Source organism: Rhodospirillales bacterium, assembly GCA_016872535.1.
Lineage (GTDB): Bacteria > Pseudomonadota > Alphaproteobacteria > Rhodospirillales > 2-12-FULL-67-15 > 2-12-FULL-67-15.
In genome coordinates this window covers 1-10947 of record VGZQ01000090.1, presented here as the reverse complement: position 1 = coordinate 10947, position 10947 = coordinate 1, and the positions used below count along the sequence as shown (strand labels likewise).

The 10947-nt window shown below is 63.3% G+C and carries 15 protein-coding genes and 1 tRNA gene; 4 read left to right on the top strand and 12 right to left on the bottom strand.

Annotated features, from left to right (window positions below; translation table 11 throughout):
• From FJ311_14215 to rplU, 10 genes are all read right to left on the bottom strand, one after another.
• On the bottom strand, nucleotides 1-715 hold a 715-nt coding region (locus FJ311_14215), incomplete at its 3' end, for a 2,3-bisphosphoglycerate-independent phosphoglycerate mutase (GenBank protein ID MBM3952593.1).
• 23 nt (nucleotides 716-738) lie between these two features.
• On the bottom strand, nucleotides 739-1212 hold the full coding sequence (locus tag FJ311_14210; GenBank protein ID MBM3952592.1) for a 23S rRNA (pseudouridine(1915)-N(3))-methyltransferase RlmH: 474 nt from the start codon (nucleotides 1210-1212) through the stop codon (nucleotides 739-741).
• 7 nt (nucleotides 1213-1219) lie between these two features.
• Complete coding sequence (gene rsfS, locus FJ311_14205; GenBank protein ID MBM3952591.1) at nucleotides 1220-1615, bottom strand: ribosome silencing factor; 396 nt, start codon at nucleotides 1613-1615, stop codon at nucleotides 1220-1222.
• On the bottom strand, nucleotides 1585-2292 hold the full coding sequence (locus FJ311_14200; GenBank protein MBM3952590.1) for a nicotinate-nucleotide adenylyltransferase: 708 nt from the start codon (nucleotides 2290-2292) through the stop codon (nucleotides 1585-1587). The genes rsfS and FJ311_14200 overlap by 31 nt, the downstream gene beginning before the upstream one ends.
• Nucleotides 2280-3581, bottom strand: coding sequence for a glutamate-5-semialdehyde dehydrogenase (locus FJ311_14195; protein MBM3952589.1), 1302 nt, complete (start codon nucleotides 3579-3581; stop codon nucleotides 2280-2282). Before FJ311_14195 ends, FJ311_14200 begins: the two co-directional genes overlap by 13 nt.
• Before the next feature lie 3 nt (nucleotides 3582-3584).
• Entirely contained in the window at nucleotides 3585-4211 is a 627-nt protein-coding gene (locus FJ311_14190; GenBank protein MBM3952588.1) for a hypothetical protein, read from the bottom strand.
• Nucleotides 4208-5383 (bottom strand): glutamate 5-kinase, encoded by a 1176-nt coding sequence (locus FJ311_14185; protein MBM3952587.1) that lies wholly within the window; start codon nucleotides 5381-5383, stop codon nucleotides 4208-4210. The genes FJ311_14190 and FJ311_14185 overlap by 4 nt, the downstream gene beginning before the upstream one ends.
• The gene (gene obgE, locus FJ311_14180; GenBank protein ID MBM3952586.1) at nucleotides 5380-6468 is read right to left on the bottom strand and encodes a GTPase ObgE; all 1089 of its coding nucleotides are present in this window, start codon (nucleotides 6466-6468) and stop codon (nucleotides 5380-5382) included. Before obgE ends, FJ311_14185 begins: the two co-directional genes overlap by 4 nt.
• Nucleotides 6469-6551: 83 nt before the next feature.
• Complete coding sequence (locus FJ311_14175) at nucleotides 6552-6809, bottom strand: 50S ribosomal protein L27 (protein ID MBM3952585.1); 258 nt, start codon at nucleotides 6807-6809, stop codon at nucleotides 6552-6554.
• 5 nt (nucleotides 6810-6814) lie between these two features.
• Nucleotides 6815-7294 carry a 50S ribosomal protein L21 gene (gene rplU / locus FJ311_14170; GenBank protein MBM3952584.1) on the bottom strand — a complete coding sequence of 160 codons (480 nt, stop codon included), beginning with the start codon at nucleotides 7292-7294 and terminating at the stop codon, nucleotides 6815-6817.
• Between the two features lie 192 nt (nucleotides 7295-7486).
• Between rplU and FJ311_14165 the strand changes: the two genes are divergently transcribed.
• The 4 genes from FJ311_14165 (at nucleotide 7487) to FJ311_14150 (ending at nucleotide 9684) form a co-directional block, all read left to right on the top strand.
• Nucleotides 7487-7576, top strand: a tRNA-Ser gene (locus FJ311_14165).
• 426 nt (nucleotides 7577-8002) lie between these two features.
• Nucleotides 8003-8185 carry a hypothetical protein gene (locus FJ311_14160; protein ID MBM3952583.1) on the top strand — a complete coding sequence of 61 codons (183 nt, stop codon included), beginning with the start codon at nucleotides 8003-8005 and terminating at the stop codon, nucleotides 8183-8185.
• Between the two features lie 260 nt (nucleotides 8186-8445).
• Nucleotides 8446-8901 carry a thermonuclease family protein gene (locus FJ311_14155; protein ID MBM3952582.1) on the top strand — a complete coding sequence of 152 codons (456 nt, stop codon included), beginning with the start codon at nucleotides 8446-8448 and terminating at the stop codon, nucleotides 8899-8901.
• 30 nt (nucleotides 8902-8931) lie between these two features.
• Entirely contained in the window at nucleotides 8932-9684 is a 753-nt protein-coding gene (locus tag FJ311_14150) for a hypothetical protein (protein MBM3952581.1), read from the top strand.
• Between the two features lie 312 nt (nucleotides 9685-9996).
• Here FJ311_14150 and FJ311_14145 read toward each other — a convergent pair whose 3' ends face one another.
• Together FJ311_14145 and FJ311_14140 are read right to left on the bottom strand one after the other, a co-directional pair.
• Nucleotides 9997-10191, bottom strand: a complete 195-nt coding sequence (locus tag FJ311_14145; protein MBM3952580.1) for a hypothetical protein — start codon at nucleotides 10189-10191, stop codon at nucleotides 9997-9999.
• Complete coding sequence (locus FJ311_14140) at nucleotides 10188-10613, bottom strand: hypothetical protein (GenBank protein ID MBM3952579.1); 426 nt, start codon at nucleotides 10611-10613, stop codon at nucleotides 10188-10190. The genes FJ311_14145 and FJ311_14140 overlap by 4 nt, the downstream gene beginning before the upstream one ends.
• Between the last annotated feature and the right edge of the window lie 334 nt (nucleotides 10614-10947).

Genomic DNA, 10947 nt, shown 5'->3' with positions numbered 1-10947 from the left:
CCGTTTCGCCGCGCGCATAGGCGGCTTCGACGGCGGCGCGCGGCGAACCCGCCCGTTCCCCTCGGCCGTCGACGAGGGACGCGAAAGCCTGCGCCACCCGCTCCCAGCGCTTGTCGCGGTCCATGGCGAAATAACGCCCGATCACGGTGGCGATGCGCGCGCCGGAGGCGTTTCGCGTCGCCGCTTCGAAACCTGCGAGATATTGGAGCGCGCTCTTGGGCGGCGTGTCGCGCCCGTCGAGAAACGCGTGCACCGCCACCGGTACGCCTGCGTTCGCGACGATGTGCGCCAGCGCCGCCATGTGATCCTGGTGCGAATGCACGCCGCCCGGGGAAAGCAGCCCCATCAGATGGCAAGTGCCGCCGCTTTTCTTGAGCGCGGCGACGAAATCGAGCAGGCGCGGGTTGCGCGCGAGTTCGCCGGTCGCGATCGCCCGGCCGATGCGCGGCAGTTCCTGCATGACGACCCGGCCCGCGCCCAGATTCATGTGCCCAACCTCGGAATTGCCCATCTGGCCTTCGGGCAGGCCGACGTCGAGGGCGGAAGCCTCCAGCCGCGCGTGCGGGCATTCGCGCAGGTAGCGATCCCAGTTCGGCGTCCTCGCCAGCGCGATGGCGTTGTCCGCGGCCGGTTCGCGCTCGCCCCAGCCGTCGAGGACGCACAGCACCACCGGGCGCGGGCGGGCGGGAGCCGGGTTGGGCGGCTTCGGGGTCATGATCGCAACAAGGCTATATTACTTTATTCCCGATGATAGGGATGTCCGGCAAGGATGCTTTCGGCACGGTAGAGCTGCTCCGCGAGCAGGGCCGGAACCAGCAGGTGCGGCCAGGTCATGGGGCCGAGCGAGAGCACCAGCCCCGCCCCTTTCAGGACCGAATCGTCGAGGCCGTCGGCCCCGCCGACCAGGAAACAGATATGCCGTTCGCCCCGGCCGCGCCAAGTCCCGAGCAGGCGGGCGAAGTCAGCGCTGGCAAAAGCCTTGCCCTTTTCGTCGAGCGCCACCACCAGCGCCCCCTTGGGCACGAGCTTGAGCAGCAGTTCGGCTTCCCTGCGCTTGCGTTCCGCGGGCAGAAGCTTTCGTTTTTCCTCGCAATATTTGAGCACGAGCGAAGAAGCGAGACGGCCGGCGTAAGCCTCGAACAAGGAGCGCGCTTCCGCGCCCTTGCCTCGCCCGCTTCCGCTTCGCCCGACAGCGGCGATGGTGAAACGCAACGCGCCCTCAGACCGCCCGCGCGCGCGCTTTGGTCGGCGCGTCGAGCCAAAGCTTTTCGAGTGCATAGAAGGCGCGGGTTTCGCCGCGAAACAGGTGAACGATCACGTCGCCGAGATCGACCAGCACCCAATCGTGCGGGCCCTCGCCCTCGATCCGGGTGTCGCGGGCGAGCTTCGCCTTGACCCGTTCGCGCAGGTGCTGCGCGAGGGTGGCGAGATGGCGCTGGGAGGTCCCGGTCGCCACCACCATGAAATCGGCGATATCGGACTTGCCGACGAGGGGAATAACGACGACGTCCTCGGCCTTGTCGTCGTCCAGGGATTTTTCCACCAGTTTGAGCAGGCTGCGGCTCGTCGGTGGAAGTTGTTTTGCTATCCGTCGCGTGATGGGCGTCGTCTCCATGCTTCGGTCGCGCCCGGGCTTTCGACCGGGCCGCGCGCGCGGATTGCGGTGGCGGACGCGGCGCTGAGCCGAATGCGAAGGAATGCCCAGGCCGGCGGGCGCATGTCCGCCAAGGCGCCAGCCGCCGTTCCCGAGATTCGCGCCTTGGCGAACCGCCGGGCGGCCACGGAGGCCAGCGCTCGTAGAGAATAAGCGGGCCGCGCAAAAACCGCAACCGGCACGGTGGTGAAAATCGAACGCCAGTCGCGCCAGCGGGAAATTTGGATCAGGTTGTCGGCGCCCATCAGCCACACGAATCGGATCTTTGGGAATCGCGCGACCAGGCGTTTCAGGGTTTCGGCGGTATAGACGGTGCCGAGTTCGGCCTCGATGGCGCTGACGCGGATGCGGGGATGGCGGGCGATGTCGCGCGCGACCCGGATCCGGGCCTCTAGCGGCGTCATGCCGCGCGCGGGCTTGAGCGGGTTTTGCGGCGACACCAGCCACCAAACCTCGTCGAGGCGCAGCCTGGCGAGCGCCTGGCGGCTGATGTGGAGGTGGCCCTCGTGGGCGGGATTGAACGAGCCGCCGAGCAGGCCGATCCGCTCGGCCCGGCGGCGAGCGGGTTTGGACGTGTTTTTTTTGGGCCCCGGCGCGGCCGCTCTCTTCGCCCGCAACCCGGCGTTCACGCCCGGCATTGCCCGGTGCCGCGCACCACGTACTTGAAGCTGGTCAACTGCTCGACCCCGACCGGCCCGCGCGCGTGCAGCTTGTCGGTCGAAATGCCGATTTCCGCGCCCATGCCGAATTCGCCGCCATCGGCGAACTGGGTCGAGGCGTTGACCAGCACGATGGCGCTATCCACTTTCTTGAGGAAGGTTTCGGCCGTCGCCGCGTCCTCGGTGACGATGGCGTCCGTGTGGTTCGAGCCGTGCGCGCGAATGTGTTCGATCGCCCCCGCGACCCCGTCCACCACCCGGACCGAAATGATCGCGTCGAGATATTCCGTGTCCCAATCCTTTTCCGTCGCCGGCTTGACGCGCGGATCGAGGGCACGCGCATCGGCGTCGCCCCGTACCTCGCAGCCGGCCGCGATCAGGTCACCAAGGATCGGCGGCAGAAGTTCCCGGAACTTCGCGCGGTCCACCAGCAGGGTTTCGGTCGCGCCGCAAATGCCGGTACGACGCATCTTGGCGTTGAGCACGATGGCGCGTGCCTTGGCCGGATCGGCGGCGCCGTCGACATAGGTATGGCAGAGCCCTTCCAGGTGCTTGAACAGCGGCACGCGGCTTTCCGCCGTCACCCGCTCGATCAGCGATTTGCCGCCGCGCGGCACGATCACGTCGATGAACTCGGTCATGGTCAGCATCTTGCCGACGGCGGCGCGGTCGGCGACGGGGACCATCTGGATCGCCGCTTCCGGCACCTTGGCCCGGGCAAGCCCGCGGCGCAGGGCCGCGACGATGGCGCCGACCGATTGCAGGCTGTCGGAGCCGCCGCGCAGGATGCAGGCGTTGCCCGCCTTCAGGCAGAGCGCGCCCGCGTCGGCGGCGACGTTGGGCCGCGATTCGAAGATGACGCCGATCACGCCGATCGGCACGCGCACCCGCTGGATCCTGAGGCCGTTGGGCCGCGTCCAGTCGGCGATCACCTCGCCGACCGGATCGGGCAGCGCCGCCACCTCGGCGATGCCCTTGGCCATGGCATCGATACGACCGTCGTCGAGCATCAGCCGATCCAACATGGCCTTGGACATGCCCCCGCGACGGGCAGCGTCGAAATCGCGGGCGTTGGCGGCGAGAATATCGGCGCGCGCGGCGATCAGGGCCTCGGCGGCGGCGTTGAGCGCGGCGGTCTTGGTCGCGGCCGGCGTTTCCGCCAGTTGAGCGGCGGCGGCGCGCGCGGCACGGCCGATCCCCTCCATCAAGAGCGCGATGGACGCCTTGCCGCTACGGGCGGGCGTCTTGCGGGCGGAACGGGCGGTCATGAGTTAGCCCGCGTCATCCTTGAAGCCGATGTCCCAGTGACTACCGTCGCAGAACGGCTTGTTCTTGGAGGCGCCGCAACGACAGAGCGTGAAGTGTTCCGTCGAAGCACCGCGCTTGACGTCGGCCCCGACCAGCCGCGCGCCGCCAACAACGGCGTAAGGGCCATTCTCGGTCACGGCAATCGACGGCTCGCGCGCCTGATCCCGATGCTCGACCCCATCGAGGCTGTAGCTGAGCGCGCCCGAAGGGCATTGTTCGATGACGGCGATGACGCGTTCCACGGCCGCGCCGTCGGGATCGATCCACGGTTCCCGCCCGGACACGAAGACCGTCCGCAAGCCCTCGGTGCAGTATCCCGCGTGCGCGCAAATTTCGCGGTCGTCGTGAATCGTCAACCGCCGGCCCGTGTAACTCGCGCGCGGCGCGCCGACGCCCGCATCTCGCGCGCTCGAGAAACCCGCTTTTTTATGGGTGCCGTCGCAATAAGGCTTGGTCGATGAGCGCCCGCAACGGCACAACGCGGTGACCGGCTTGGTCGCGAGTCTTTCCCCGCGCGCGTTCACGAGCCGGTCGAGATTCTTGACCAGATACGGGCCGTCGGGCGCACACTCGATCACGGGGGGTGTCATGGCGTTTCTCCCGGCTCGCCCCCGGCCTTGGTCACAACCAGATCGTCGCGATGAATCATCTCGTCCCGTCCACGGTAGCCGAGAATCGATTCGATTTCACCGCTTTTATGGCCGGCGATGCGGCGCGATTCGTCGGCGGCATAGGCCGCGAGGCCGCGCGCGATCTCGCCTCCCGTCGGATCGAGCACCCGCACCGCGTCGCCGCGCTGGAAATCGCCGTCGACGCGGATGACGCCCGCCGGCAGCAGGCTCTTGCCCGATTCGAGGGCCTTGAGCGCGCCATCGTCCACGGTGACCGTACCCGAGGGCTTGAGCGCGCCCGCGATCCAACGCTTGCGTGCCGCGCGCGGGGTGGAATCGGACACGAACCAGGTGCAGCGCGCGCCGGTTTCGATCGCCTTCAGAGGCGCCAGCACGTGCCCGGCGGCGATCACCATGCGGCAACCGGCGGCGGTGGCGATGCGCGCGGCGGCAAGCTTGGTCACCATGCCGCCCGAGCCGTAGGCCGAACCGGGGCGCCCGGCCATCGCCTCGATCTCGGGACCGATCGAGCGCACCTCGGGAACGAAGCGCGCGTTGTCGTAGCGGCGCGGGTCGCGGTCGTAGAGGCCGTCGATGTCGGAGAGCAGCACAAGAATATCGGCACTGACCATCGCCGCCACCCGCGCCGCCAACCGGTCGTTGTCGCCGAAGCGGATTTCGTCGGTCGCCACCGTGTCGTTTTCGTTGATCAGCGGTACCGCGCCGAGGCGGAGAATTTCGTTGAGCGTGTTGCGCCCGTTGAGGTAACGCCGCCGGTTTTCCGTGTCGTCGAGGGTCAACAGCACCTGCGCGACCGCAAGGCCGTGGCGGGCGAGGGTTTCGTGATAGGCATGCGCGAGGTGAACCATGCCGACCGAGGCCGCCGCCTGCTTTTCCGTCAGTGTGAGATCGCCGTCGGGAAAGGCGAGATGGCGCCTTCCGACCGCGACCGCGCCCGAGGACACGATCAGCACCTCCTGGCCGCGCCCGCGCAGACGGGCGACGTCTTCGGCCAGCGCCTCGAGCCAGCGCCGATAGACGGTGCCGCGTTCGGGGTCAACCAGCAGGGTCGAGCCGACCTTGATCACCACGCGGCGGCCCGCTTCCAGCGGCGTCGCCGGCGGTGGTTTATGTGTTTCGCTTTCGCTCATCGGACTTCGATCTCCGCCGCCCGGCGCGCCTTGGGCCCGGCGCGACCCGAAGATGTTTTCATCCGGCGCTTGCGTTTCGCGCGCGCGAGATCGCGCAAGCGCCGAGTCAATTCCTTGAGCCCGGTGCCGGCGACGCCGGAAATGACGGCAACCTCGTTCAGTCTCGCCTTGGCCTTGTTGCCGAAACGGGCCTTGGCCAGCGCCAAGCGCTTTTCGGCGATCGCTTCGGGCGTCAGCGCGTCACACTTGTTGAGGGCGACGATCTTGGGCTTCCGCGCGAGCCCGGCGCCGTACGCCTTCAGTTCGCGCCGCACCGTGCGCCAGGCTTCTGCCACGTCGCCCTGGGTGCCGTCGACCAGGTGCAGCAGCGCCGGGCAGCGTTCCACATGACCGAGAAAGCGCGTGCCGAGGCCGGCGCCCTGGTGCGCGCCCTCGATCAGGCCGGGCACGTCGGCGAGGATCAATTCGTCCCCGTCGGCCGAGGCGACGCCGAGATTGGGGTGCAGCGTGGTGAACGGATAGGCCGCGATCTTGGGCCGCGCGCGGGTCAGCGCCGCGAGCAAGGTCGATTTGCCGGCGTTGGGCAGGCCGATCAGGCCGATGTCGGCGATCAGCTTCAGCCGCAGCCACAGCCAGCGTTCCTCGCCCGGCCAGCCCGGGGTCGACTTGCGCGGCGCGCGGTTGGTCGATGATTTGTAGTGGGCGTTGCCGAAGCCGCCGTCGCCGCCTTTGGCGAGCACGATCCGCTGGCCGGGTTCGGTCAAGTCGGCGACGATGTGTTCCTTGGTCTCGTCCAGGACTTGCGTTCCGACCGGCACGCGAAAAACGACATCGGCCCCCTTCGCCCCGGAGCGGTTCTGGCCCATGCCGTGGCCGCCGCGCGCGGCCTTGAAATGCTGCTGGTAGCGGAAGTCGATCAGGGTGTTGAGCCCGGTCGCGCATTCGACGATCACGTCGCCGCCCCGGCCGCCGTCGCCGCCGTCGGGACCGCCGAATTCGATGAACTTCTCGCGGCGGAATCCGACGCAGCCCGGCCCGCCGTCGCCGCTTTTGACGAAAATCTTGGCTTCGTCGAGAAATTTCATGGTGGATCGGGGCCCAAAAATCAAAACGGGGGAATGGCCCGGCCATTCCCCCGCGCAACCCGCGCAAGTGGCCGGTCGGCGATCTAGGCCGTCGGCTCCACGCTCACGTACGTGCGCCCGCCGCGACCGGCGCGAAAGCGGACCTGGCCGTCAGCGCGCGCGAACAGCGTGTGGTCGCGACCCATGCCGACGTTGGCGCCCGCATGGAAGGTGGTGCCGCGCTGGCGCACCAGCACGTTGCCGGCGAGAACGATCTGCCCGCCCGCGCGCTTGACGCCAAGCCGACGCCCGGCGCTGTCGCGGCCGTTGCGCGATGAGCCGCCCGCTTTCTTGTGTGCCATGGTGGTTACTCCTTCGCCTTCGCTTTGGACGCGGATTTGGTTTTGGGTTTGCTCTTGCTCTTGCTCTCGCCCTGACCCTTGGCTGCGGCTTTCTTCGCGGTCTTGCCGGCCGGGGCGGATTCGGGGGCGGCGGCCTTCTTCACGGTCGGGGTGAAGGCAGGCTTTTCGCCGGTGGCGCTGACGCCGACGATGCGCAGCCGCGTCTGCTCCTGGCGGTGGCCGACGCGGCGACGGTAGTTCTTGCGCCGGCGCTTCTTGAAGACGATGACCTTGTCACCCTGATCCTGGGCGATGATTTCGGCGAACACGGCGGCCTTGGCGACGGTCGGGGTGCCGACGACCGGGGCCTTGCCGGCCTCGCCGATCATGAGAACCTTGTCGAGGGCGACGAGCGTGCCGACTTCGCCCGGCAGACGTTCCACCGTCAGGCGGTCGCCCTGGCCCACCCGATACTGCTTGCCGCCGGTGACGATGACCGCGAACATGACTGAACCTTTTGTAATTCCTGCCTAAAACGCGAAATAGGTCGGGGCCTGAGCCCGAGGGGCGGCACTATAGCCCGCTTCTTTTATATGTCAACCAGCGGGCACGGCCAGAAAAAGCCGGCTGATTGCGGGTTGGGGCGGGCTTGGTTACTCTCCCGCCCTCTTTCCGCGACCGTCGGCGCGCACCACTTCGGAAGGGTGGCAGAGCGGTTGAATGCACCGCACTCGAAATGCGGCGTACGGGTAACCGTACCGGGAGTTCGAATCTCCCCCCTTCCGCCATTTATTGCCAAAAATCATATATTAAACAATAAGATAGTATTTTCCTGGATTGTTATACCCATCCTTCTACCCATCCATAAAGGGGCATAAAGGATTAGGGGGCCGTTCCGCCCCTTTCGCGTATTGCTCAAGAAAATCCGGCTTAATTGCCGGGCCGGGGAAAATCGTCCCTTTATGGGCTGCAAAAACTGGAGCCTCGGCGGGCCTTTTGTATTTCCGCCCAGTATTTTATTCCCGGCCCGTCATTTTCGATAAATCGCCTTTGTTTTCGGTTTTTTTAACTGCCGCGCCAGTTTTTTGCCTTGAGGGCCGTGTCTTGGCCCGGTCCCGCATTTTTCAAAACCGCCCGGCTTTTCCTTGGCCCCTACTTTTCCCCGGTTATGGTAGATTTTCCCCGGATGATGCAACCGACAAGGGGGGGTAACAATGGAAGCCCTGCTGGCTGTCTTGCGCGTGTTGGACGTGCTGGCCTTTCTGTCCGGCGCGGTCCGCCTTGCCGATGACGCGGCCAAGGCTCACCCCCAATTTCAGGGCAACCCGCCCGCCCAGGTGCTTCCGGTGCAAGAAAATACGGTCGGGGCCGTAAGTTCCACCCAAGCTGTTTTCTAAGGGGCCAGCTCGATGAATTGGAAGTGAGGGTTATTTAGGGCGTGGATTGTCGCGGCAATTATCTCTGCGGTGGCGTCCACGGGGTATGCATATTTCTCGGCTGTCAGCGCCAGCAAAACGTCTTCAACGGTTTTTTGGGAAAATTTTGGCTGGGGAATAGTAGTTTTGGTGCCTCTCTGGTTTATGGTCACAGTTATCGTTTGGCAGGTTCTCCGTTGGCTAATCGTTGCTGGTATTTGGGTTCGGGTCGGGTTTCTTCGGTGAGATTTTTTCTTTTCGCTTTTCTATTCTCTCTTCCCTCTTTTGCCGCCAATTTATCGGACGCTGCTTCTATCATTGACGGCGATACCGTTGAGATTCACGGCCAGCGCATACGCTTGTATGGAATTGACGCACCCGAAAGCCGTCAGACTTGCAAACGAAACGGCGATGATTGGCGCTGCGGGAAGGATGCGGCCTTCGCCCTTGCAGACAAGATTGCTCAAAAGCCGGTAGAATGCGAACCCAAGGGAAAGCCGGATCGGTATAAGCGCACCGTCGCGGTATGCCGACTTAACGGCGAAGACCTGAACGCCTGGATGGTGAGTGAGGGCTGGGCGCTGGCCTACCGGCAATATTCACTCGATTACGTTCCGCAAGAGAACGAAGCCAAAGAGGCAAAGCGCGGGATATGGGCTTCGGAATTTGTCCCACCGTGGGAGTGGCGGCGAAGATAAATATTTCTTGTGATGGGCTGGGGGCTTTAAATGTTGTTAGATTTTGAAATTGGGACAGTAAAACTCAACCTTCGGGCCCATGATCTCAGAAACACTGAAGCTGACCGTACATCAATTTCAGTCGCTATGGATGTTTATCTTCCTGGTCGTGACCATATAGATTTAGAAACGGGCGAAACTCTCTCTCATCCTGCGTACCAACACCGTTATAAAAATGAAGATAAGACGCTCCGCCCACCAATTGAGGCGACATGCGCTTTTATTAAAGCAAAAGACAGTGAAGATATTAAAAACAATTATCTTATCTATTATGACGATCTACCAGATGTTGATAGTCATATTCTAATAAATGTTTACTTTTCGGATCATGAATTTGAGGAGCTTATTAAGAATTTTCGAGCTGGCTTAATACCTAACGGAATATCTGTCGAGTGGAAGACATCCGTTTTTGACGATCGCGCAAATTATGGATGGAGTTATGGATGGGAGCCCGATGGTTCAGGAATGAAATGGGCGAATAAGGACAAAGATAATCGTCGCATTCCCTTAGATGGGGTGTCGCTTAGTTATAATATTCGCGTTGTCGAAATCGAAGAGCAAAGCGGTCACCCAATTATAATCACGGGGCCTACCACCGAAGCTCTTGGAGTTTTGAGTAAGAAATTTACAGCACTTGCCGAGAAAATTTCTGAAATTGAGAAAAACACAAAATCATCGGCTAAAATGTTGTTGTTTGTCGTGATGGCTACAGTTATCGCATTAACCGTTAAGTTGCTTAAATAGCTTTGTGAGGGAAATTGCGCGATCTCAACTGCGTAAAACTTTCAGTCTATATATTTGCATGATGTCACTTTCCGACCTTGATATTTACCGCACCGCCAAGCTGCTGGTTGACCAACACGGCCAGGACGCGCCGATCCATGCAGCCATGCGGGCCGATGAATTGTTGGCAGCGGGTGATATGGACGGGGCTAGAGCCTGGAAGCGGATAATCGGGGCGATAGACACCCTACTTAGCGGCAAACCAAGCGAGGGGGCGGGGATTCACTAATACTGGCCGAATTGGCCGGTTAAGCCCATTATCTTGGCGTTCTTTCAATCTTGTGGGTTATCTTTCGTCGGTTCCACAATGCGCCGGATGATCAGATTTCGAGGAACCTGATCCCCGAAGGTCCGGGCCACAACCTCGGCCGTCGTTTCCCCCGGCCCAACAATGATCCGGTGCCAAGGTTCGTCAACCGGCGCGATTGCCCCTTCCAGCTTTTCAAGCCGCCGCTTTAGGTCCGTCATTTTTCCATCCCCTTCTCCAGTTTAACGATGCGCGCCTCAATTTCCGTTGTCTCAATCGTCCTGCGGAACACTTCGATTATCCCGGCAACGCCGGTTGCCTCCGATGGTGTCATGTTTCCACGAGAGACGGCTTCCAGAACGCTCCTGACGGCTCCGGCCGCCTCGATCGCGGTCCTGATCCTCGGCATGTCGAAACTGACCGGAGCATCCTTCCGCGCCGGGTAAATCCGCTCCATGCACAACCGCAGGGCAACATGATCGCCCGTCTTGGCCAGTTCGATGCACTTCCGGGTTAGGGCTTCGGTCTCGCCTTCAAGCAACGCCTCGGCGGCGCGGGTCGCCTTGTGTCGAGTACCGAGGGGCTTGCCAGCGGGATTCCCGCTCTCGCCCTTTCGCCAGCGGCCGGAGGAGCGGTCGTGAATTTCGCCTGCATTTTCAGGGGCAGGTTTTGCGTCCTTGGTTTTCTTGCTCATCGGGCTTCTCCAATTCCAAAGGCGGCCAGCGCGGCGGCGGCTTCCTTCCGGCGGCGCTGGGAATGGCGGTCAACACAACGCAAGCCCCAGGGGCCGCCATAGTGGACGGTGGCACCATCGCCCAACGGCCGCCAATCGTTAGCCGCGTCGCGGATCGGATCGCCGCAGCCAGCGCATTGGCCGGGGTCGCCCTGGTAGGGGTGGCGGTTCAGCCATTCGATGATGGCGTGGGCATAAGCGGTTGCATCCGCTCCTATCCGAGAATATCCGGCCTCATGTTCCA

Coding starts and splice junctions, on each gene's coding strand:
- FJ311_14150 (MBM3952581.1), top strand. CDS start 8,932: ATGTTGTTAGATTTTGAAATTGGGACAGTAAAACTCAACCTTCGGGCC.
- rsfS (MBM3952591.1), bottom strand. CDS start 1,615: ATGGAGACGACGCCCATCACGCGACGGATAGCAAAACAACTTCCACCG.
- FJ311_14190 (MBM3952588.1), bottom strand. CDS start 4,211: ATGACACCCCCCGTGATCGAGTGTGCGCCCGACGGCCCGTATCTGGTC.
- FJ311_14195 (MBM3952589.1), bottom strand. CDS start 3,581: ATGACCGCCCGTTCCGCCCGCAAGACGCCCGCCCGTAGCGGCAAGGCG.
- FJ311_14160 (MBM3952583.1), top strand. CDS start 8,003: ATGGAAGCCCTGCTGGCTGTCTTGCGCGTGTTGGACGTGCTGGCCTTT.
- FJ311_14175 (MBM3952585.1), bottom strand. CDS start 6,809: ATGGCACACAAGAAAGCGGGCGGCTCATCGCGCAACGGCCGCGACAGC.
- FJ311_14145 (MBM3952580.1), bottom strand. CDS start 10,191: ATGACGGACCTAAAGCGGCGGCTTGAAAAGCTGGAAGGGGCAATCGCG.
- FJ311_14200 (MBM3952590.1), bottom strand. CDS start 2,292: ATGCCGGGCGTGAACGCCGGGTTGCGGGCGAAGAGAGCGGCCGCGCCG.
- obgE (MBM3952586.1), bottom strand. CDS start 6,468: ATGAAATTTCTCGACGAAGCCAAGATTTTCGTCAAAAGCGGCGACGGC.
- FJ311_14185 (MBM3952587.1), bottom strand. CDS start 5,383: ATGAGCGAAAGCGAAACACATAAACCACCGCCGGCGACGCCGCTGGAA.
- rplU (MBM3952584.1), bottom strand. CDS start 7,294: ATGTTCGCGGTCATCGTCACCGGCGGCAAGCAGTATCGGGTGGGCCAG.